The 23,221-nt window shown below is 43.7% G+C and carries 17 protein-coding genes and 1 riboswitch; of the genes, 9 read left to right on the top strand and 8 right to left on the bottom strand.

From position 1 onward, the window contains the following. The first annotated feature begins 549 nt into the window (after positions 1 to 549). The 3 genes from fdnG to N4A56_RS05895 are packed head-to-tail and all read left to right on the top strand — an operon-like array spanning position 550 to position 4,807. Complete coding sequence (gene fdnG / locus N4A56_RS05905) at positions 550 to 3,597, top strand: formate dehydrogenase-N subunit alpha (RefSeq protein ID WP_295545992.1); 3,048 nt, start codon at positions 550 to 552, stop codon at positions 3,595 to 3,597. Continuing rightward, positions 3,597 to 4,349: a 4Fe-4S dicluster domain-containing protein gene (locus N4A56_RS05900; RefSeq protein WP_293670597.1), complete on the top strand. Its 753-nt coding sequence runs from the start codon at positions 3,597 to 3,599 to the stop codon at positions 4,347 to 4,349. The genes fdnG and N4A56_RS05900 overlap by 1 nt, the downstream gene beginning before the upstream one ends. 14 nt (positions 4,350 to 4,363) lie before the next feature. Next, positions 4,364 to 4,807 carry a cytochrome c3 family protein gene (locus N4A56_RS05895; RefSeq protein ID WP_293670596.1) on the top strand — a complete coding sequence of 148 codons (444 nt, stop codon included), beginning with the start codon at positions 4,364 to 4,366 and terminating at the stop codon, positions 4,805 to 4,807. 196 nt (positions 4,808 to 5,003) lie between these two features. Here N4A56_RS05895 and N4A56_RS05890 read toward each other — a convergent pair whose 3' ends face one another. Then, positions 5,004 to 5,915: an SAM-dependent methyltransferase gene (locus N4A56_RS05890; protein ID WP_295545711.1), complete on the bottom strand. Its 912-nt coding sequence runs from the start codon at positions 5,913 to 5,915 to the stop codon at positions 5,004 to 5,006. A 741-nt stretch (positions 5,916 to 6,656) separates the two neighbouring features. Between N4A56_RS05890 and N4A56_RS05885 the strand changes: the two genes are divergently transcribed. After that, on the top strand, positions 6,657 to 7,250 hold the full coding sequence (locus tag N4A56_RS05885; protein ID WP_295545709.1) for a class I SAM-dependent methyltransferase: 594 nt from the start codon (positions 6,657 to 6,659) through the stop codon (positions 7,248 to 7,250). 25 nt (positions 7,251 to 7,275) lie between these two features. Beyond that, entirely contained in the window at positions 7,276 to 7,512 is a 237-nt protein-coding gene (locus N4A56_RS05880; protein WP_295545708.1) for a hypothetical protein, read from the top strand. A 677-nt stretch (positions 7,513 to 8,189) separates the two neighbouring features. Here N4A56_RS05880 and N4A56_RS05875 read toward each other — a convergent pair. Then, complete coding sequence (locus N4A56_RS05875) at positions 8,190 to 9,578, bottom strand: sodium:alanine symporter family protein (RefSeq protein ID WP_293671054.1); 1,389 nt, start codon at positions 9,576 to 9,578, stop codon at positions 8,190 to 8,192. A 101-nt stretch (positions 9,579 to 9,679) separates the two neighbouring features. After that, positions 9,680 to 9,780, bottom strand: a riboswitch (glycine riboswitch). A gap of 423 nt (positions 9,781 to 10,203) precedes the next feature. Between N4A56_RS05875 and N4A56_RS05870 the strand changes: the two genes are divergently transcribed. After that, positions 10,204 to 11,547 (top strand): Na+/H+ antiporter NhaC family protein, encoded by a 1,344-nt coding sequence (locus tag N4A56_RS05870; protein WP_293671055.1) that lies wholly within the window; start codon positions 10,204 to 10,206, stop codon positions 11,545 to 11,547. Between the two features lie 111 nt (positions 11,548 to 11,658). Here N4A56_RS05870 and N4A56_RS05865 read toward each other — a convergent pair whose 3' ends face one another. Then, positions 11,659 to 12,009 carry a hypothetical protein gene (locus N4A56_RS05865; protein WP_293671056.1) on the bottom strand — a complete coding sequence of 117 codons (351 nt, stop codon included), beginning with the start codon at positions 12,007 to 12,009 and terminating at the stop codon, positions 11,659 to 11,661. Between the two features lie 966 nt (positions 12,010 to 12,975). On the opposite strand from N4A56_RS05865, the gene N4A56_RS05860 reads away from it, so the two are divergent. Then, complete coding sequence (locus tag N4A56_RS05860; protein ID WP_295545705.1) at positions 12,976 to 13,371, top strand: hypothetical protein; 396 nt, start codon at positions 12,976 to 12,978, stop codon at positions 13,369 to 13,371. A 393-nt stretch (positions 13,372 to 13,764) separates the two neighbouring features. Beyond that, complete coding sequence (locus N4A56_RS05855; protein WP_295545703.1) at positions 13,765 to 14,127, top strand: hypothetical protein; 363 nt, start codon at positions 13,765 to 13,767, stop codon at positions 14,125 to 14,127. A 124-nt stretch (positions 14,128 to 14,251) separates the two neighbouring features. Here the strand turns inward: N4A56_RS05855 and N4A56_RS05850 are convergent, their stop codons facing one another. The 3 genes from N4A56_RS05850 to N4A56_RS05840 all read right to left on the bottom strand — a co-directional run bounded on the left by N4A56_RS05850 (position 14,252) and on the right by N4A56_RS05840 (position 20,535). Beyond that, entirely contained in the window at positions 14,252 to 16,666 is a 2,415-nt protein-coding gene (locus N4A56_RS05850) for a methyl-accepting chemotaxis protein (protein WP_295545702.1), read from the bottom strand. Between the two features lie 544 nt (positions 16,667 to 17,210). Beyond that, positions 17,211 to 19,628, bottom strand: a complete 2,418-nt coding sequence (locus N4A56_RS05845) for a methyl-accepting chemotaxis protein (protein ID WP_295545700.1) — start codon at positions 19,626 to 19,628, stop codon at positions 17,211 to 17,213. Between the two features lie 340 nt (positions 19,629 to 19,968). Next, positions 19,969 to 20,535, bottom strand: coding sequence for a flavodoxin family protein (locus N4A56_RS05840; RefSeq protein WP_295545698.1), 567 nt, complete (start codon positions 20,533 to 20,535; stop codon positions 19,969 to 19,971). A gap of 208 nt (positions 20,536 to 20,743) precedes the next feature. Between N4A56_RS05840 and N4A56_RS05835 the strand changes: the two genes are divergently transcribed. Further along, complete coding sequence (locus N4A56_RS05835; protein WP_295545696.1) at positions 20,744 to 21,358, top strand: LysE family translocator; 615 nt, start codon at positions 20,744 to 20,746, stop codon at positions 21,356 to 21,358. Positions 21,359 to 21,472: 114 nt separating this feature from the next. On the opposite strand, the gene N4A56_RS05830 is transcribed toward N4A56_RS05835, so the two are convergent. Both N4A56_RS05830 and N4A56_RS05825 read right to left on the bottom strand, forming a co-directional pair. Continuing rightward, positions 21,473 to 22,195, bottom strand: a complete 723-nt coding sequence (locus N4A56_RS05830; RefSeq protein ID WP_295545695.1) for a LuxR family transcriptional regulator — start codon at positions 22,193 to 22,195, stop codon at positions 21,473 to 21,475. Positions 22,196 to 22,692: 497 nt separating this feature from the next. Next, a complete protein-coding gene (locus N4A56_RS05825) occupies positions 22,693 to 22,902 on the bottom strand; it encodes an alkylphosphonate utilization protein (RefSeq protein WP_293671064.1) in 210 nt (69 codons plus the stop codon). Positions 22,903 to 23,221: the final 319 nt, after the last annotated feature.

Genomic DNA, 23,221 nt, shown 5'->3' with positions numbered 1-23,221 from the left:
CACTCTTTTTTATGTGCAAAAGGCTCTTAGCCTTATTTTGACACTAAGGGGTTCTGTTAGTGTAATGTCTTGTAATAAAACGATTATTCTATATTTATTTGAACAAAAAACGAAATATGGAACAAAAAAAGCTGACAAATATGTTTTTTTTGTCAAAAGGGAGCTGTATTGACACTGTAACGTTTTTGTTGTTTTACAAATATACCACGCACTTTCCTTTTATAATGCATAGAAAAAACAACATAAAAGTTTATTTTTTTGTATGAGGAAAACACTAAATTTGTTTGATCGTCAAATAAGTGTTTCATAAGTAATTTTCGGTATCGTTGCAGAAGATAATATAGAATGTATTTCAGACTATATTGCAATGCATTGCAGGGAAAAAACATACAACTTTCTCATGATGTATTCTGTAATAGATACGGTCTAGTTATTATAGCATGAAATAATGAACTGTTCTTTTTGTTGCATGTAGCAATTCAGATCATGTGGAAAGTTCTGAGTTGTAGTGAAGGGTATGGTATTCTTTTTATTTGAGTTGTTATGGAGTTGCAAATGCAAAGAAGAACGTTTTTAAAGACAACAGCTGCTGTTGCTGTCTCAGCATTTACAGGATTGGGGCCTGCATTTGCTATGGACAGTGTCGTAAAAGAAGCTGGGAAGAACAAAATTCAGTGGAGCAAGCAGACCACATCAATTTGTGCGTTTTGTTCTGTCGGCTGTGGTTTGTTGGTACATGCCAATAAATCAACAGGGCGTGTTGTTAACGTAGAAGGCAACAGCGATCACCCGATTAACCGTGGTGCACTGTGTGCAAAGGGCGCAAGCTCAATTCAAATGACTGTAAACGCGGACAGACCTACAAAATGTATGTACCGCGCACCGTACAGTGATTCTTTTGAAGTTAAAGATTGGGAATGGTGTAAGAAGCGTATTGCAAAACTCATCAAAAAATCTCGTGACGAGTCTTTTGAAGAGAAAAACGCTGCGGGTAAGGTTGTTAACCGTACTATGGGTATTGCCTCATTAGGCTCTGCTGCTCTTGATAACGAAGAGTGCTATGCAATGCACTCCTTCATTCGTTCTCTCGGTCTGGTGTATGTGGAACACCAGGCGCGTATCTGACACAGCGCAACTGTAGCGGCTCTGGGAGAGTCGTTCGGACGCGGTGCGATGACCAACCACTGGAACGATTTGAAAAACAGTGATTGCATTTTAATCATGGGCAGTAACCCTGCCGAAAACCATCCTATTTCTTTTAAATGGGTAGTAAAGGCGCAACGTGCGGGAGCTAAGGTTATTCACGTTGACCCACGATTTACCCGAACCTCTGCCCGTTCAGACATGCATACCGCGCTTCGTTCCGGTACTGACATTGCTGTACTCGGCGGTATGATTAACTACATTTTGAATGAGAAACGGTACTTCAAAGAGTACATGGTGAATTACACCAACGCTTCATTCATTGTAGGTGAAGATTTTGGCTTTAAGGACGGTCTGTTTACAGGCTTCGATCCGACTACCCGCTCTTATGATAAGTCCAAGTGGGCTTTCGAAATGGATAGCAAGGGTAACCCTAAGCAGGATAAAACTCTCGCTCATCCTCGCTGTGTATTCCAGATTATGAAGGAACACTACAAGCGTTATACGCTCGATAAGGTTTCTTCCATGTCTGGTGTGCCTGTTGAAGATTTGAAACAGCTTTACACATTGTACAGTGCAACCGGTACCGCTAAAAAAGCCGGTACTATCATGTATGCAATGGGCTGGACACAGCACTCCGTTGGTGTTCAGAACATCAGGGCTATGGCTATGATTCAGCTCATGCTCGGTAACATGGGTGTTGCTGGTGGTGGTGTTAACGCGCTGCGTGGTGAATGTAACGTACAGGGGTCAACAGACTATGCACTGCTGTATCACATTCTTCCTGGCTACTTGAAAACACCACTGGCAGGACAGGATACTTTTGAACAGTACAACAAAGCCTTTACTCCGGTTTCTAACGATCCAAAAAGTGCTAACTGGTGGAGCAACTATCCTAAGTATTCTGCAAGCCTTATTAAGGCTATGTACGAAAACGATGATCCGAAAGATGCGTACAATTACCTGCCGCGTCTAGATTCTCATAAGGCTAGTGAATATTCATGGCTGCCGCTTATCGACCGTATGGCAGACGGCAAATTCACCGGCGCACTCATCTGGGGCATGAACCCTGCCTGTTCCGGTGCAGATTCAGAAAAAACCCGTAAGGCGTTAGGCGAATTGGACTGGATGGTAAACGTTAACTTGTTCACCTGTGAAACAAGTGACTTCTGGAAAGGTCCGGGCATGGACCCTAAGAGCATCAAGACAGAAACATTCTATCTGCCATGTGCTTCAGCTATTGAAAAAGAAGGCTCTGTTTCTAACTCCGGTCGCTGGATGCAGTGGCGTTACAAAGCACAGGAACCGCAAGATGGTGTCTTGACTGATGGTCATTACTTCCACGAACTGTGGGAGGAATTGGTACATCTCTATAATGAAGAGGGTGGTGCTTACCCTGAGCCTATTACGCATCTTACTTTCAACAACATGTGCGAAGAAGATGAGAGCGGCAAGCATCACTTCAGTGCCCAGCAAACTGCGCGTTTATGCAACGGCTGGTTCACCCGTGATGTTGAAGTAAAAGGGAAGAAGTTTAAGAAGGGACAGCAGGTTCCGAGTTTTGCCTATCTTCAGGACGACGGTTCAACCACTTCCGGTAACTGGCTCTACTGTAACTCCTATACTGATGAAGGAAACAAATCAGAGCGTCACGACAGTACTCAGACAGAAGAGCAGGCACGTATCGGTCTGTACCCTAACTGGACATGGTGTTGGCCTGTAAACCGCCGTATCATTTATAACAGAGCTTCCTGTGACCAGAAAGGTAACCCGTGGAATCCTGAAAAAGCCGTTATCAAATGGAACGGTGAAAAATGGATTGGTGACGTGCCGGATGGTGGATGGGCACCGGGTGCACGACATCCGTTTATTATGCTGAAACACGGTATGGGACAGCTGTTTGGTCCGGGACGTGCTGATGGTCCACTTCCTGAATATTATGAACCGCTTGAGTGTCCTGTTGATACACATGCGTTTTCTAAACAGCTGCATAACCCGACAGCTGTTCACTTTGAAGATGAAGAAAAAGCTGTAGCCGATGAGCGTTACCCGTTTGTTGCGTCTACCTACCGTGTAACTGAGCACTGGCAGACTGGTTCTATGACCCGCTGGATGAGCTGGCTTGTGGAAGCAGAACCGCAGATGTTTGTAGAGATCAGTCCTCAGCTTGCAAAACTGCGTGGCTTTGAGAATGGCGAAAAAGTTGTTGTCGAAAGCGTACGTGGTTCCTTGTGGGCTATTGCAATTGTGACTGATCGAATCCAGCCGTACAAAATTGCCGGTAAGGATGTCCATATGGTCGGCATGCCTTGGCATTACGGTTGGGTAGCGCCGAAAGACGGTGGTGATTCTGCAAACTTGGTTACTCCAAACGTAGGTGACCCGAACACCGGTATTCCAGAGTACAAAGCCTTTATGGTTAACGTGCGCAAATGGAAGGAGGGTGATGCATAATGGTTAAAGGTAAAGCTTTTTTTGTAGACCTTACACTCTGTACTGCATGTCGTGGTTGTCAGGTTGCTTGTAAGCAGTGGAAAGACCTTCCTGCTGAACATACCCGTAACGTTGGGTCTCATCAGAATCCGCAAGACTTGTCTTCCAAGACAATCCGTCTTGTCCGCTTCAATGAAGTGAAAGAAGACGGCAAACTTAAATGGTTGTTTTTTCCAGAACAGTGCCGCCATTGCATAGAGCCACCGTGTAAGTACATCGGCAATATGTATGCAAAAGATGCAGTAAAACAAGATCCGGCAACTGGTGCTGTTGTGATGACAGATAATACCAAAAAACTGAATCGCCTCGAAAGTTGGGAACTTTGTCCATACAATGTTCCGCGTCGTGATGAAGAAACAGGTATTTGGAACAAATGTGATATGTGCATTAACCGCGTCACAAAAGGCATGTTGCCTGCCTGTGTGAAGAGTTGCCCGACGGGTACTATGAACTTCGGTGACCGTGACGAAATGCTTGCATTGGCAAAAAAACGGTTAGCAGAAGTGCAGAAAACCAATCCTGATGCATACCTCGCAGACCCAGAGCACGTTCGTGTAATCTATCTCTGCGAATCTGCACCGGAAAATTACCATAAAACGTTAGTGGCTTCTGCTGAACAGCATACAACTATGCTTGCGGCAGCACCTAAGGTGAAAAACGTAACTCGCCGTGGCATGATGAAGACTCTGCTCGGTAAAAACGAACAAGCATAGTGCGAGGAGATATTATGAAAAAAATATGTATCATTTGTCTGCTTTGCTTCTGTGCAACGGTTACCGTGTCTTTTGCAGAAGAGGTCGCGTCCGAAGGACCTGATGATATCGTCATCAACAATGTAAAAGGTCACAGCAGTCGCGACCTTTCGGTTACGTTTAATCATTCCAGCCATGAAGGGTATGAGTGCAGCACTTGTCACCACAAGTGGAAGTCTCCTGATGCTAAGCCTAAATTCAGTGCGCCTGTAAAAGTGACTAAGTCGCCTAAAGGGTGTGTTTCTTGTCACAACAACACAACACTGGAAAAAGAAAATAAATGGCGCTCTTACTTTAGAGCCATGCACAAAAAAGGTGTTCGTCCTTCCTGTTTGTCTTGCCATCTCGAAGAATTCGGTGAAGATAAAGAAATGACAGGTTGCTACGAATCCGCATGTCATCCTGATGGGCTATACTAGCCCACGGTGATGTTCAATTAGCGGGCTGTGATTCATCCGCTGTTGAAACAATAAAAAAGAAATCCTCCGCAGAGTACTCTGTGGAGGATTTTTTGTGTTCAGGATGTGCAACGATGCGCATAGCTTTCAGAAGCTTTTGTGCCCTGTAGCTATGCTTGGTTTGCGTAGGTCGGTGCGTGATTAGGAAAAAGGGCAGCTACTTCTCCCATTCTTCAAGCTTTACCCATGTCACTTCATGTTTGTTGCAGGATAAATGAATAATTTTTGAATTCGGAATCTGCTTAAATTTTTCTAGCGTTTCGTAGTCTGTTTCGCCTTGGAACTTGATGGTGCATGCGAAGTTACGACATTCTCCATGTTGCAACCAGCGGTCAACCAGCGTGTATAATCGTTCCGGATAGCAGATGACGTCGCTGAAAAGCCAGTCGATTTTACCGGCATGACGTGGGTCGAGTCCGAATGCGCTGCCGGTACAGAAGTTAACATTTGGCATAGAGCCGATACGCGGGTTGATTTCAGCTTTGTCTACGCTAAATACATGTGCGCCTGTATTGGCAATAACCCATGTCCAGCCACCCGGGCAGCTGCCAAGGTCGAGACAGAGTTCGCCTTTCTTTGGGCTGCGCTCCAGCAGGGTGAAGAGTTCCCATAATTTTAAATAGGCGCGTGTTGGTGATGTTTCTTTGTCTTCAACAAAGTTTACTTCACCATCAGGGTACGGGCTGGTGCATCGGCTTGCGGCAATAATTGTGTTGGGTTCCCACAGAGTCCACGAACCTAACGGAGCACTCGGCTTTGGCGCGCCATATTCGATTCGTTTTGCAGAAACATGCGGCAGTTTGGATTGAATAAGTTTTGCACGACGGTGGTTGTCTGCACTATGTAACCACCAATTTCGTTGAATGGCTTTAAGCTGCTTTGCACCGTCGCCAATAGAAGCAATTGGGATTTCGATAGGATTCAACCAAATGTTTTGTGCCCAGATTGTTTTTTGAACTCCGCCTTTGGCGATGAACAGACGACCTTTATGTGCAACAATATTAGTAAGCTCTTTTTCAAGCTCATTTTCAAACCCCCGCGGGGCAAGATATAGCGTAGTATTATTCATAGTATCCAAGTACCGTTTTCTGCATATTTTTTCGGCATACCGCCGGAACGAAATGGGGTGTACCTTAATGATACGGGGTTGGGCAAGAACCAGAATGTGTTTTGCTGTTGGAATGCAAGAAATTTTATGGCTAACTACTTGCTACTATTTGAAGTTATCTTTGATTCTATTATATGTTGGGCACAAAAAAACGAGAAGTGCCTGCTCTGCACTTCTCGTTCTTTTTGTTCCCCTCCTAATTACTGTTCCTGCTCAAAACAGTAGTGGAGCTTCGGGGACGAGGAGGAAAATTGTCGCTATTTGTTTTTTAGGGGGGCGGCGAACTGCCGCCCCAACGGGAGTAGGTGGTTCAGTCGTTTTCTTTTTTTAAGAGGTGTGCGTTTTACACATTCTTCAGTGTAACGATGTTACTCGTTAGATGGATATTTTATTGCTCTCTATAGTAACAATCACGGAGTGTGATGTGATTGGTTTTGTTTGTTGCTAGCTATGTAGCAGGGAGCGTGCCAAAGTTGTTTCTTCTTTAAAATCAATATATTGTGAAAAGTAAACGGTTCATTGATTGTGCAGTTTGTGCAAAAAGTGTTGTGCACAAAGGACGTTTTTTGCACAACTTTCATTTTTAAGTCGAACACTCTTTTGGATAGTGGTGTGACCGTATTGTGATTCTTTATGAGTTCACGTAGTTTTCGGGATTCCAAAAAACTCGATGCTAACCGATTATACTATGCGGGAGAAATTATGCGCCCTAAGCATATTCCATCTATATTGAATTTTACTAAAGCTCTCTGGCAACAAGCCGCAGCGTATTGGCATTCAGAAGAGCACGCCGCAGTTGTTGTTGACGGTACTGTTGGTAATGGACACGATACGCTGTTTCTTGCAGAACTTGTGGGGAAAACAGGACATGTTTACGGCTTTGATGTGCAAGAGAGCGGTATTGCTAACGCACAACAACGCTTGGAAGAAGCAGGCGTAGCTGCGCAGGCTACGCTGTTCCATGCAGGGCATGAAACAGTGGCGGAAAAACTCCCTGAAGGAATCACTATTTCCGGTGCTATGTATAATCTCGGATATTTGCCGGGGAGCGATCATGCGGTCATTACACGGGCTCAGACAACAATTGCTTCCTTGCAAGCATTGTTACCTATGTTGATGGCAAACGGGATTGTGACTGTGCACATTTATACAGGACACGAAGGCGGAACTGCCGAAGGTGATGCAGTGAAAGCTTGGGCTGCAACTCTGCCGTGGAAAGAGTTTCGTGTGGGTAGATACGATTTTCCAAATAAAGAATTTAATAAAGAACATCTGCTTGTTATTGAAAAGCTATAATTATCGATAGTAGAAAGGGAATTGTATGTCTGAAGAAACGGTTTGGCCTGATAAAACAGATACGGATTTGTGGGAAGAAGTACGTGCTGCGATGCTTGAAAAGTATGGTGATAGATTTGATGAAGCGCATCTGCGTAAAGCATTTGATTTAACATGTGAACATTTTGAAGATTATGTTTCGAAAAAACGTTTTGTCAAAAAAGCTCTTATGAATTGTGTATGGGAACGCCCAATTATTTCTAAAGAACAGCAAGTTTACTAGGGAAAATTTTGCATTGTAAGTCTTTGCTACTGTTATCTTTTTTTATCAACAAAAAATTACTTTGACGGCTACGCCTTCACCATATTTCTGTTTTGTAAGATGAAAAACTACCAGTATTCTAGCGCTTATGATTTTGAACTTCCCCCACTTGAACAACTGAAAAAGCTAATCTCTTATGTGAGTTGTTTTACATAGAGTTTAGCTTTTTCATTCTACCTATCCCCTTCCTATCTTTTCCCTATAGTTACCCCACACCGTATTGTCTCTAGAAGAAAAAGTCTTGAATTCAAGTATAATACTTCTACAAGACTATTCGCGGTCAAGGGGGCGTCCCCCTTGCGGGGTACAGGGGCAGCGCCCCGTCCCTCGGAGAGCCGTCGGAGACAGCCCATCTCTGGCAGTTATTTCTTCTGACAAAAGTGCGACTCCCTTGCGAGGTATAGGGGCAGCGTTCCGTTCCTCAGAGAGCCGTCGGAGACAGCCTCGCACTGGAAGCTATTTATTCTGATAAAAGGAGCCTTAGAAATAATAAAAAGCCCTCACCTGCTGGAAAATATATCCAGCAGGTGAGGGCGGTATAAGCAACCTCAGAGTTGGTGCAGTTCTCTCGGGAAAGAGGAGGAGTCTAGAGCAATAGATTTAGCCATACTCTGGGGCATGCTGTCGTCGAAAGGTATCTACATTTCAGTAAGTACGGCACCTGTTGCTTTTTCAGCAGCTTCTTTAGCAAAGTATTCGTTTGTTTCACGGATAACGACACTGGAAAGCCCAAGTAAGCCGATGAGGTTTGGCACTGCCATTAGACCGTTTACGATATCTGCCAGAACCCAGATGAGTTCGAGTTTGAGAAATGCTCCGCAAGCGATGAGTGCAATGTAGATGAAACGGTACGGCATGATTGCCTTTACACCGAAGAGGTAGGCTGTGCAGCGCTCCCCGTAGTAGTTCCAACCGATGATGGTAGTGAAGGCAAAGAACATGAGACCGATAGTTACAGCGTATTTACCAATGTCGCTGCCAAGTCCCATCGCAAAGGCGGAGTTTGTCATGGCTGCGCCTGCAAGCCCCGGTGTGTTCCATGCTCCGGTGAGCACCAGTACGATGCCAGTCATGGTGCAAACGATGATGGTGTCAAAAAATGTTCCTGTCATGGCAATGAGTCCCTGACGTACACAGGAATCTGTCTGTGCGGCTGCGGCTGCAATTGGAGCGGAGCCAAGACCGGATTCGTTGGAGAATACGCCACGGGCAATACCGTTGCGCATTACCATGAGCACGCTGATGCCTGCTACGCCACCAAAGGCAGCTGACGGGTTGAACGCACTGTCTATAATCAGGCTGATAACAGCTGGAATTTCTGAAAGATGTAAAAGAATAATCGCTATGGATGTCGTGATGTACAGCACAGCCATCAGCGGTACAATGCGGCTTGCTACAGCGGCAATTGATCGAATTCCGCCAAGTGTTACGAAGGCAACCAGCGTTGTAAGCACTGCTGCGGTAACCCAGATTGGTGCATCAAAGGTAAGCTTTGCAGCATCTGCAATGGCATTTACCTGTGCGAATGTGCCGATACCGAAAAACGCAACGCCAATACCAAATAGCGCAAACATACGGGCAAGGAATTTGTTATTTAATCCGCGTTCAAGGTAGTACATCGGACCACCTGCCATCTGCCCGTTTGCGTCGATGACACGATACTTGATGGCGAGCAGAGCTTCTGCGTACTTGGTTGCCATTCCGAAGAAAGCAGCAATCCACATCCAGAACAGAGCACCGGGACCACCAGCAGCAATAGCCGTAGCTACGCCAACAATGTTACCTGTACCGATTGTTGCTGAAAGGGCAGTACATAACGCCGCAAATGGAGTAACATCACCAGCTTTGCCGGATGAATGGCGTGAGGACGGGGAAAATACAAGGCGAAGCGCCGTCGGCAGATGGACAATCTGTAAGCCGCCAAGGCGAATAGTAAGAAAAAGTCCGGTTCCTACAAGCAGGATTAACAGGGGAGGTCCCCATACAAGGGAATCTAGCGCGTTGAGCAGTTCTGTGATGTTTTGCATCTCGTCTCCTAAAAAATGAATTTATCAGGATGGATGAGATGAGTCTCTGAGCGGAAGGGAAAAGATATGGCAGCCACAAATGCAGGGGGCATTTGTGCTGTTACACTCACTCTGTCCTTGGTACCTGAGAGTTTCACCTTGCACGGCAAGGCTTGCTCCTTCGGTGCTCCGCAACATGCGGAGTCTCTCCAGAGGCTCGTCGGGAAGCAGTCCTTTTGCCTGAAAGATTTACTTCTTCGGCGGTGTCTTGCGACACTCTCTCCTGCAACCGTCATCCGAAATTGTGAAAAGGGTGTTTATATAACCAAATAATTTTTGGCAAGTAGAAACGGGTTATTTTTGCGAGTAACCGCTCTATTTCAAGAAATCTCAATAAATAGAAAAAATAATTTCACTATATCTAAATTAGATGGATTAAAAATATTTTCAGATAGTTATGTATCAAAAAAAGTGTTTTTTAACAAAAATGTAAGTAGACAGCGTTTGGAACTGTGTCTAAGAGAACTCATCAGTAGCCAAGATGCCCTTTGCAAATATGAATGAGGGCACAATCAAGATCGCTTGCGCGTGTTGCAGCAAGTGGTGGTGGACGGATAAATTGTTGTAGCTATAAGGAAGTAAAAAGATGAGTTTGTTAGACGAGACGCACGCAGCAGAGGTTCAGCAAGGCAACGGTATTGCTTTGTTTCCCCTTGTAATTTTTTTGGTGCTTTTTATCGGCACAGGCTCTGTTCTGATGCTGTCTGGCGTGTCTATGGCGTTTTACCAGCTTTCCGCAACTGTTGCTGTAATTCCCGGGATTATGGCTGCGCTGTGGATGGGAAAAGAATCTTTTGATGAAAAAGTGACTATTTTTCTGAAAGGCGCTGGTGATATTAACATCATGACCATGTGCGTTATCTACCTGCTTGCCGGTGGCTTTGCAGCTGTTGCAAAGGCTGTTGGCGGTGTGGATGCAACTGTGAACATGGGGCTTTCTTTAGTGCCTGCATCATTGGTTCTGCCAGGGTTATTTGTGATTGCCGCCTTTGTAGCTACAGCAATGGGTACATCTATGGGAACCATCGCTGCTATCGGTCCTATCGCTGCCGGTGTTGCCAGTCATTCTGATATGTCTATCGCATTACTGATGGGTGCGGTTGTTGGTGGTGCAATGTTTGGTGATAACCTTTCTATGATTTCAGACACCACAATTGCAGCAACCCGTACTCAGGGTTGTAATATGCGTGATAAGTTCCGGATGAACTTGATGATTGCGTTGCCTGCTGCCTTGATTACCATTGTACTGTACGCAATCTGTGGCTCTACAGGAACAGTTGCTAACGTCGGCGAATGGCAGTTCTTCAAGGTGCTCCCATACCTTGTAATTCTGGGCATGGCTGTCGCTGGTGTGAACGTGTTTATCGTACTGACAACCGGTATTATCTTTGCTGGTGGCGTGGGTATTGCCTCTTTGCCTGATTTCTCTCTGCTGACTTTCAGCAAAGAAATTTACAGCGGCTTTGTGGGCATGCACGAAATTCTTGTTCTTTCCATTCTCGTAGGCGGTCTTGGCGAGCTTATCCGTCATAATGGCGGGCTTACATGGCTTGTTTCAAAAATTGGCGAGATTGCAAAGCGCTTCAGCAAAACAGAAGAAAGCAAAAAAGCTGGTGAGTTCAGCATTGCAGCGCTGGCGGCACTCGCTGATGGTTGTATCGCCAACAACACTGTTGCGATTATTCTTTCCGGCGGAATGGCAAAAGAAATTGCGAAACGTAGCGGCATTTCTGCTAAGCGTAGCGCAAGTCTGCTTGATATTTTCTCCTGTGTTGTGCAGGGATTGGTTCCATATGCTGCGCAAGTTTTACTCGCAGGATCACTTGCTAAAGTCTCTCCGGTGGATGTTGCTGCAAGCAACTGGTACTGTTTGATTCTCGCTTTTGCTGGCTCGGCTGCGATCTACTTTGGTAAACCTACTGAGCAGTAGGTTCATTTAATTCAAAATACTAAGGGGTTCCCGTAACAGGGAACCCCTTTTTTGTTGGTCAGATCAGAGTAGCAGATGGAAACAACTACCCTGACGGATAAGATTCATACCTTATGGTCCAACGACCATTGGGCGCATGTGTGAGCCAAGATACATTCTGGTAGGCGGTGCACATACTCTTGGTGGCATTCTGTACATGACCACTTTTTTCTCAATAATGCGTTTGCAAGGGCCGCATGGTGATTGAACAATACGCGGCGGTGCTACTTCCATTGTTGGCTCAGGGATCATATTCATGCAAGGTGTTACGCATCGTGTGCAAGTCGACGGAGCCATCATTTGACCTTCAACAATTACAGCTCCCTGTCCTTCTTCGACCACAACGGCTGTAGGCATAGCGCTAGCTAAACTAGCAGTCATTAATACGAGCGCAAAAGCGAGCAGTGAACATCTAGTTTTCATGTCTCATCTCCTTATTTCAGCACACAATTTTGTGTATTTGGGGATTCAAAATACACTGACAATCTTTTTTTATTGTACAAATATTGTAACAATTTTTTAGTGTGTACTGTGATTGTGCATTGTGTACTGTTTTTTTCTTGTTCTACAATGGCACTGTACCATTGTAGAGGGCGCTAGTAACTATAGAACGAAATTTTATAAACAGAGATGCTAAGTTTTAGGAAATATTAACCATGCAATATGCGCAATAATTAAATACTGCATACTGTTTTATGTTTACACTTAGCGTGCTGTGTTTTTTGTATAAAATGCTAATTACTATTTCTCAGGTAAACAAAATAACCATGATGTGCATGGAGAATAGCGATTAATATCAAATTTATATGATGTATACATGTGTACTATTCGATAAAGTAGCAGTGTGATTTTTCTACGCTATTGTAGCATGGCGAGAACTATTGTATAGTGAAGAGTTTTTAGTTTGCATGGAGGAAGAGGTGAAAGCTATCTTCTCAGGTGAGAGGGTTGGTTTCACCGAATAGCATTGAGCTATTTTGAATTGCGAGTGCCTGACGTGTAGGCAATCTATGATGACTGCTGGGGTGGGAAAGACTGTGCGTACAATAAGTATTACGTTACATAGTGTTGCCATAGTAAGGGGCTTGAACGCTACATTTTCAGGCGTGTTTTGGCATTTTCTTATTTGTTAATCATTGAGCCTATCCTTCGCCCGTTGTCTTATTGAATCGTCTGAGAAAGGACTTAATGAGACACATACAGCGGGGCAGTGGTGCTGTCTTGGCTTGATGACAAGGCGTTGGTGAGGTGTTGTTAAGGAAAAGCGTTATCGTCGCATATGAGCTGTGCTAGCTCAGAGCTTTGAACAGTTTTTTCAGTACGATCGCTTAACGAAGGCTTTGTCGACAATTAAAGATAGCGGTGCTGCCTTCCGACTTTGGAGGGTATATGAATAAGATATTACTGGCGACGGGAACCATATTTGCGGCTGCGTTTGTGCTGTGCATCAGCTGGGCGCAACCTGCGTTTAGTACTCCGTTAGAATTAGACCCTAAGACAACGGTGGCACGTTATGATCGCCCATATCACGGCGGGGCATATGTCCGTACTAATCGCGGCGGTGTATATGTTCGACCACGAAGATATTACGGAGGTGTGTATGTCCGTCCGTATGGAAGAGCCTATGTGCCGCCTCCTGCTGTAGTGGTTCCTCCACCTGTTGTTGTCAGACCAGCACCAAGAGTAATTATACGCCCTTACGGAGGCGTTTATGTAGGTCCTCGTGTGCGGCCATATCCGCATCGAAGGTATTATAGGAGACCGCGAGTGTATCGTCGGTACTAGGCAGATACAAAGTTGATTGTAATGTGAAAGGCGCTCTGTGCAAAAACAGAGTGCCTTTTTTTATATATCTGAAAATATATGAGAAAGTGTTTTTTGTGTGTTGTTTCAAGGGGCAAGAGTATGTGTGAAAAAATAATCTAAAAAGGGGCTAGTATTTCATGAGGTTTCAGTTGCAGCAAAGAAAACAACGGAAATGCTATTGAGGAATGAAAGTTCTTTGCTACAATAAGCTCGGAAACTGTTGTGCTACTTTTTACAACCATATTGGCAATGCGGTAATTCGTTTTTATATAGAACTATGCTGGATAATAGCGGATTTATAGAATGTGTTTAGGTCTAAAAAAGAAAATATTATTCTAATAGATTGGTATGTCAGCATAAAAAGAGGTGTTTATGCAGCAGGAAAAGATTATTGCAATCATATTTGTTATCGCAGCGTTAATTTTTTCAGTAGTTACGTACAGTTTCGCACATCGAACCGTGGTTGTACAAAATACCTCTGCGGCAATTATTACTATACCTGATATTACGCCCACGGCTCATACCGCACGATATTCAAATGCAAGTCATCCAGCTTTCGTTGCAGAAAGTAAAAATAGGCAGGCATATAGATATGCAGTTGCAACTCCTCGTGCGCGATTAGTCCATATGCGTATGTCGTATGCAGCACCGCATGAGGTGCGTACTACTTCGTATGGATATGCGTATCACCAACCAGCGGTTCAGTATTCCGTATATAGATTGCATTACGAGTAAAGACGGCTGTGTCCGAACCCTGCCATTATGCGGCTAGTGGCTAATTTAGGTCGCGCAGGGTGTTACCATACAGGAAGCCCCGCATGAAACATGCGGGGCTTCTCCATTTTATTGTATATATTGGTTACTGGCGTGAAAGAGTGTCCAAACGCTGAGCCAAATGTGAAAGGTTTGTGACGCTCTTTGCAGAGTCGTGCATTTCTGTATTTACACTTTCGACCAGATCGTTAATGTCTTCCATGGTTTTTGTCATATGTTCAGATGTTGCAGATTGTTCTTCTGCTGCTGTGGCAATGGTTGCAATCTGACTTGCTGCTTCATTTGCCAGAGTTACAATTTCAGAAAGAGCATTGCCGGATTCATTTGCAAGGGATGTGGCTTCTTTTACCAGCGTCATTGTGTGCTGAGCTGTATCAATTGAGTTGTTTGCATGCCCTTGGATGGTTGTAATTGCGCTTTCTACTTCTTGCGTGGCTTTCATGGTGTTTTCTGCAAGTTTGCGGACTTCATCTGCAACCACAGCAAAGCCTTTACCGGCTTCTCCGGCTCGTGCTGCTTCAATAGCCGCATTCAGCGCCAGAAGGTTGGTCTGATCTGCAATATCAGAGATTACTCCCAACACAGCGCCGATGTCATCGGCTTGAGAGCCAAGCTGTGTCATGGCGGAGTTCATTGATTCTGCATGCGCGTGTAGACCTGTTATGGAGTTGATTGCTTTGGAAACAATTGTAGCTCCGTCTTCAGCTCGTGTACGCGTTGTTTCTGACTGAAGCGCCGCCTGCGAAGCGCCATGGGCAACTTCATTTACTGCAATGTTCATTTGTTCCATAGCGGTAGAGGTTTCGCTGATGCGAATTTGTTGTGTATCAACAGCAGCGGAGACTCCAGTTATTTTTGATTCAAGGGATGTGGCAGCATCAAGGAGTTCATGTGCTGCTTCTTTAGTGCCTTCGTTAACCCCTTCAATCCGTGAGAGTTGTTGGTTGATTGCGTGTTCAGACGCTACAAGTTCTGTCACATCCTGCACGACCTTGATGTATCCTGAGCGCTTTCCATCCCCATCGTATAAAACATCTGCAACAGCTTGAATGTACTGTGGGCCTTCAGGTCTTTCTATTTCTAAAATGTCTGCAACTACTTTTTTCTGAGTGCGTTTTACTTGCTCAATCGGACACTCTGGGGTGGCGCAAATTTTTGTTCTGAATACATCTCTGCACTTCATTTTTAGCAAGCCAGCTTGATCTGTTTTAGCTGCTTCTTCCACTGCCTTGTTGGCAATTAAGAAGTTGTAGTTTTCATCCACAGCAAAGATAGGTTCTGGAACAGTATTCATAACGTTTTTGAACTCTTCCAGTTTTAGCATGGCGACAATTCTATCCATCAGGTTGTTAAACCAGAGGGTCAAATCGCCTACTTCGTCTTTTTGATGAACAATGATGCGCTCTTTGAGATTGGCTTTGTCTTCTGCAAGAAGCTGAATTTTATTGGTAATGCTATTGAGTGGGGTGGTGACGTATTTTTTTACAACCAGCATCATGCCTAACAGTGGTAACAAAAGGATTGCAGACAGGGTTGCAATAAGCGATGTGCTGGCTTCATTTGCGTGCTGGATAGCGTCTGAGGAGTCGATTACGCCAACAAGTGTACCAATATGTTTGCCTTTGTAATCACGAACAGGTGACCCGATGAATGTGTAGGTTCCAAGTGGTTCAGATACTCTGCCGTGTGCTGCTTTTTGAAGAAATTCTTTGGAAACTTTTTGTATGAAAGGATTGTTGCTGCGGGTTGGGTTTACGAGCACTGTGTTGTGGATGATAGGATGCTTGGTCGGATCATTAAGGCGTGTAGTGATGTGCAGAAATTTTTTATCCATGAACAGCATCATTGGGATATTCTTTTGTTTTGCAATGGTAAATACGGAAGAGAAGCTTCTGAGTACTTCTGCTGAGCCGATTGTTTTACCATTTTCATCTTTAACAGGAACAAGACCGCGCATGACGAAACCACCACGACCAAGTTCAATACCACAAACTGGCGCACCTGTTTTTTTCACATCAAGCACTGTATGACGGAATGAAGAAATATCATCCGAGATATCAACCCACTTACCGTTTTCCTTGGTTTGCTTATCTCGCCAAAGCCTTACAAGACTGCGTCCATTCGGCAAATGAAAGTGTAGCTTAAGCTTCTCACCAGTGTTTGCCTGATAGCTGTTGAGGTTGGGCGCAAGTGTTTTACGCAACATAGCGCGTGCTTGTTGTGACTTTTTTGATTTCGGGTCATTAATATCGCCAGTGTAAGCCAGTTTGTATGCGTTTACTACTTGTGGAGAGTTAGCAAAAAGCGCTGCGGTTTGTTGTGCTTCCTTGCTTACATGCTCGATATTTTTTTCTATAGAAATGAATGTATCATCAACGATGTAGTCAAGGTTGTGTTCGTGAATTGTAATAAAAAAACTATTGATAATCAGGTAACTGATTATCCCGAGCAGCGGGACAAGTATGATTTGTGGAAGAGACAGTTTCCAAAAGAGTTTCATAGCGCAGACTCCAATACAGTGTTTAGCCGGTCTTTTTGAACTCGCTACGCTACAAAATACGTTAGTGAATGTTGAGTAATCTGCTTGCTCTGTCAGCGCTGTAGGGTGGCTGCTGCGTAAAGATTGATGCGTGTGAGTGTGAAAAGAACTTTTTCAATTGTGAAATTTGTAACAAGCAGTGAAGGTGATTGAGTTATTTTCCCCCGAAAAATCTCGAGGTGAATATAGTTCTGCGTGAAATAAAACACAAGCAAATTATTTGTTTACATATACTTTGTCCATTTGAAGAGGGGGAGTTTTGTAAGCAAAAAAGACCTCACCATTGGGCGAGGTCTTTTGCTAGCGATGATATCCACAGGAGGGTGTGGAAAAGAGTGTGGCGCTTGCTTCGGCAGGCTTGTACATACAGTGAGGTAGATGCCGTGTGCGAAAGAATGCTTTTGGGGTCAGTCCTCAACCTTTTTTGCAATATGCCAATAAACCGCATGAAGTAGTTTAGGAGGGAAATAGACGTCCATTGTCCGTCTATTTCCCTCCGTTTACTCTATGTATTTGAGAGTGTGTTCAAGCGTTGAACCAGCTCCGATAAGTTTCTAACGTTTTGCGAAGAATCTTGTGTTTCTTTTGCAACGCTGTCTACCAGACTGTTTATGTCTTCCATGGTTTTTGTCATGTGGTCAGACGTTGTAGACTGTTCTTCTGCGGCTGTGGCGATTGTTCCAATCTGGTTGGCAGCCATATTGGCAAAGGTCACGATTTCTGAAAGTGCATTGCCGGATTCATTTGCGTACGCTGTTGCTTCTTCGACCAGCTGCATTGTTTCATGCGTTGCTTGAATGGAAGTATTCGCGTGTCCTTGAATTGTGACAATCGCGTTGTTTACTTCCTGCGTTGCTGCCATCGTTTTTTCTGCAAGTTTGCGAACTTCATCTGCGACGACAGCAAATCCGCGTCCAGCTTCTCCTGCGCGCGCAGCTTCAATGGCTGCGTTTAAGGCAAGCAAGTTTGTTTGATCGGCAATATCTGAAATGACACCCAGCACTGTACCAATTGCATCAGCCTGAATACCAAGTTGCGTCATGGCGTTATTCATACTGTCCGCATGTTCATGTAGGCTTGTGATAGATGTAATTGCATTCGAGACAATAGCTGCCCCGTCAGTAGCACGGGCACGGGTGGCTTCAGACTGCTGAGCAGCTTCTGCGGCGCTTTGGGCTACCTCAATAACTGCAACGTTCATTTGCTCCATTGCAGTTGATGTTTCTCTAATGCGTATCTGTTGTGTGTCGACAGCACTGGCAATGTCAGTGACTTCTGCTTCAAGTGTTGTTGCAGCATCAAGCAATTCACGAGCAGCTTCTTTTGTGCCTTCATGCACTTCTTCAATGTGTTTAAGCTGCTGATTAACCGCTTGTTCTGATAATACAAGGTCGGTTACGTTACGGGCTACTTCAATGTAGCCAGCTAAATTACCTTCCGCGTCATAAAACTCATCTGCAAAAGGCTGGAAGTACATTGGACCGTCAGGTTTTTCGACGCAAATAATATCAGATACAACTTTTTGGTGCGTGCGTTTTACCTGCTCAATAGGACAGTTTTCAGTAGCGCAGGCTTCGGTGTTGAATGTTTCCTGACATCGTAAACATTTTAGCCCAGTTTGGTCTTTTCCTGTGGACATTTCGACTGCCTTGTTAGCAATCAGGAAGTTAAAGTTTTCATCAACCGCAAAAATTGGGTCAGGTACTGTGTTCAGTACGTATTTGAACCCTTCCATTTCGTTGAGCAGATCGGTTACACGTTCCATTAATTTGTTGAACCAGTGCGACAGATCGCCAACTTCATCGTTCTGAGAAATGACAATGCGCTCTTTAAGGTCAGCTTTTTTCTGCGCGAGTAGTCGAATCTGCTGTGTTACATCGTGGAGCGGGGAGGTTACGTATTTTTTAAGAACTACAATTAAACAAATGAGCGGCAACAGCAGCATGGCAGCAAGAGTTACTATGAGTGATATGTTTGCTTCGCTTGCGTGCTCAAGTGCATGTGAGGAATCAATAACACCGATGAATGTGCCAATAGGCTTGCCACGGTAGTCATGAACTGGTGAGCCGATTAACGTGTAAATGCCAACGGTTTCAGAAACTCTTTCTTGTGAAGCTTTTTCAAGAAACTCTTTGGAAACCTTGTCGATGAACATTTTGTTACTGGCATTCATATTCACCAGAACAGTATTGTAAAGGTGTGGGTATTTAACGGAGTCATTGAGGCGTGTAGTGATGTTCAGGAATTTTTGATCCATGAACAGCATCATTGGAATATTTTTTTGTTTCGCAATGCTGAAAACAGAGGAGAAGTTTTTGAGCACTTCAGCGGAGCCGATTGTTTTTCCATTTTCATCTTTGACAGGAACCAGCCCGCGCATCACAAAACCGCCGCGGCCAAGCTCAATGCCACTGACAGGTGCACCTGATCTGTTTACATCAAGAACAGTGTGGCGAAACGATGAAATGTCGTCCGAAATATCGACCCATGTACCATTTTTCTTCGTCTGCTTTTTTCGCCAGAGTCTGACAAGGCTCCTGCCATTGGGTAAATGGAAGTGGAGTTTAAGCTTGCGACCTGTGTTTGCTTTATAGCTGGTTAGCTGTGGTGCAAGTGCGCTACGCAGCATGTTGCGTGCTTGTGCAGATTCTGGTGATGTTGGATTATTGATGTCGCCGGTATGGGCAAGTTTGTACGCTTTTATGACCTCAGGATTATTCGCAAACAAGGCTGCAGTTTCCTGAGCTGTCACGCTTACTGACTCGATGTTCTTTTCAATCGCTACAAATGTGTCGTTAATAACGTACTCAAGGTTATGATCCTGAATAGCAACGAACCCGTTACTAATGACTATATAGCCTATGATTCCGAGCAGGGGGACAAGTATCATCTGGGGGAGAGAGAGTTTCCAGAAGAGCTTCATGGTATAGACTCCATTACAATTGTGCCTGTAGAATTTTTTTGTATTTTGTGTGCTGCATAATACAAGTTAGCTTGCTGAAACAAATTTAATTACAATCTGTGTGCATTTATTTTGTAATATGCAATAGAATAAATGTGTTATATGTTTTTCTATTTTATTGTTCCACCAAGTCTTATGTATTAGATCGGTTGAATTGACCGGAACATAAGGGAAAAAAATATTATTGTGTAGCAAATAGAAAGAATTTCTTTTTTTGAATGTATTTTTTTCTTTATAAAAATAAAAAACGTTTCTGAACAATTCAGAAACGTTTTTTATTACGTTCTTTAGATGATGTAGACTATGCAACAAGGTTGCGGGCAAATGCACATGCACGCTCTTTTGCATCTTCTGGGCGTTTGTAATCGGCTGTACATTTTCCGATAAACAGCTCGCCTGCGTTTTCTGTTTTATAAAAACCCTGTAATTTATTAAAAGTAAAGATCAAACCTTCAGCATTGTTCTCGTAGTCACTGCCTCCAGTAAGCAAAGTACCTTGGCGTTTACCTTCGAGTAATGAAGAATGGTTAGGTTTTTTGTAGTTTGATACAAGGCTCCAGCTTCGATCTATAAGCGTTTTGATTGGTGCTGCGTAGCCCCAGAAATATGTAGGCGAAGCGAAGACGGTGATATCTGCATCAATCATTTTTTGCAAGATTTCTTCTGCATCGTCTTTTTGAATACAGTTGATATCTGTTTCAGATTCTTTGCATTTTGCACACCCGAGACATGGCTTAATATCTTTTTTGATAAGGTTGATGCGTTCAACTTCATGTCCCAGTGTACGTAATTCGTCTTCTGCCCATCCGAGAATAGTGGCGGTGTTGCCAGCAACTCTACCGCTGCCGAGAAGTGTGAGTATTTTCATGTGTTCATCCTGTCTATTATTTTAATAAAAATTCGTGGATAGCAGTTTGTCTGTATACCAGATATCCTAGCCGCATATTTCTGTATTGCGCTTTAAGAATACTTACAATTCCAAATTGTCATTTGCTTTGTTTTTCTACAATACATACTTCATACCTACCTGAGCAAGTATGCCCAGAAGAAGAGAAAGGACGAGGTATAGAGATAAAATGTCATTAAGTGTTTGGATGTCACTCGTAGCAATTTGTATTCTCGGTGCAATGTCTCCGGGACCTAGTCTTGCTGTAGTGGCAAAAAACTGCCTTGGTGGTAGTTGGAAAAATGGTGTTGCCACTGCGTGGGCACATGCCATGGGTGTAGGGCTGTATGCTTTAGCTTCTGTTCTTGGTCTGGCAATAGTGTTGCAGCATAATCCTGTGTTGTTTAAAGGGATTGCCTATTTAGGTGCGGGGTACTTGTTGTGGTTGGGTATTAATGCGCTTCGGTCTAAGGGCGGTGTGACTGCAAAACTTTCCGCAGGAAAAGAAAGTTCGTTGTTAGAATCAGCTCGTGACGGAGCGATGATTTCGATGCTTAACCCGAAGCTTGCGCTGTTTTTTCTCGCGCTGTTTAGTCAGTTTGTAGCAGAAAGTCATGCTTCAGAAAGCCGAGCCATTGTCGTTGCAACTCCGGTGCTTCTTGATGGATTGTGGTACACAGTGGTTAGCTTATTGATAACCCGCCCAACCGTACTGGAAAAGATAAAAGCCCGCGCTGTGCTTGTTGATAGATTGGCAGGTGTTGTTCTTATCGGGTTGGCGCTTCGAGTCGTGTATACAATGTAATTCGTATACTGTTTTTTTTCCTGTGTTTTCAATGTAGTGAGAGCGGGTAGTAGACTAAAAAAGCCTGAATTGTCTTCAGGCTTTTTTTACATTCAAAAACTTGGCAACTTGGTATTAAATGTTAATGAGTCCTGCTGCCAGTGCTTTGGCAACAGCTTGAGTTCGGGTAGTTGCACCAAGACGTTCTTTTGCAGAATCAATGTGCATTTTGACAGTATGGTAGCTGATGCCTATTTTGTCTGCGATTTGGTGCGATGTTAGCCCGCAGGCAAGCCATGTAAGACATTCCTGCTGCCGTGGGGTTAGTGGTGCCGGATCTGTTTCTTGAAAAGTGAGCGCATAGAGTTTTTCATGTGCTGTGCATGATACCAGAAGAATTTCCAGAACTCTATTGGTCGGAACATCATTAAGTTGTGTTACGCTTTCAGGAAAACAGACATTGATACCACCTATGCGTTTATTATTGTGAAACGAAGGCATAGTAATACCACTTCCGTATTGAAATTCAGATGTTGTCATCCGAACTAATTGTTTTGCTCTTTCACTCAGTAACGGGTTGTTTAAATCCTTATCTCGTCCATAGAGTAGTGGTCCTTGTCCTGTTAAGCCGTGATATGCGACATGGTCATACTCAATAATATTATTGCTTACATAGTATTCATGCCACCAATCAGGTGCTGTTGATAAAAACAACAAATCTTCATTTGTTTTTCCAAACCAAGTATGAATTTGAGACGCCCCTTTGGAGCGTGCATACTCAACAAATTTAGCCCATAAGCGTTCTGGTGAATCTGTTGCAATAATGGTTTCTAAAATACTTTGCAGTTGGTCATCCATTTCAGTCTCCCATTGCTGGATATGAAAGGCTGCGCACCTACCCTTTTAGGGAGGTGTGAAAAGCAATAATCTGATGTATAGATTCTGTAGCATCAGTCTTTTTTTTTCTGGTGTATCTAGTACAAATTAGAGAAGTATTGCTTCGTTTCTAAGTGTGTCTATTTTTATAAATCAGTATGTTAGATCCATTACGTATGTCTGTGGTTTTACAGTTTTATATGGCGTGTATACCAGCATCTGTCATATAAAATTGTTATTCTTCAATACTTTGCTTTGAGTGTTGACCCCTTTAGGTCATTTTGTAGATTATGGCGTATTTATCTGCTTAATGATGTTTCCACACTGCATACACGTAGGGAAGATGGATCGCTTGAGGAGCTGTTGTTCTTGCAACAGCTCCTTTACATTTATGCACGTGCATGCATTGCAAAGCTAAAAAATAGAAAAAAGACCGGACAACAATATTGCACGGTCTTTTTTTATGTAGTTTCAGATTGTTAGACCTTTTTCAAAAAACAAGTCTTGAGGACAATCTGTCCTTTACCCACACGGCATTCAACATGCTCTGGATTGGATGTCAGGCGAATTTTTTTAATGGTAGTGCCGCGTTTCAGGGTCATAGAAGCCCCTTTTACTTTAAGATCTTTAGTTACCTGAACGTTGTCACCGTCGTTAAGCACGTTACCGTTTGAGTCTTTAGTATCCATAAAATCCTCTTTTTTTTATGAGACAAGCAAGTATCTGCTTGAAGTATTGTCCATATGAGTATGGCAAATGTAGTAAGCAAAGGAAAGCTGTTTGACCATGGTGAAGCCCCCATAATTACAGCTGAATCAAGGGAAAGAAGGTTATACAACATTGTTAAAATAAATCCACTTTAGGATTAATATACCAAATCCTATACTGTCTATTACGTACCAGTTGCCTGTGAAGTAAAGAGGTTCGTGAGGATTTTTTTGTAAGCAGTGTTTACTTTGAGTGATAACGTATAATCTAAGCGTGTGATGCTGTGTGGCAAAGGTGTGA

Source organism: Halodesulfovibrio sp. (genome assembly GCF_025210605.1).
Classification (GTDB): Bacteria; Desulfobacterota; Desulfovibrionia; order Desulfovibrionales; family Desulfovibrionaceae; genus Halodesulfovibrio.
The sequence above is the reverse complement of the archived record's forward strand: the minus strand, read 5'-3'. Positions and strand labels throughout refer to the sequence as shown.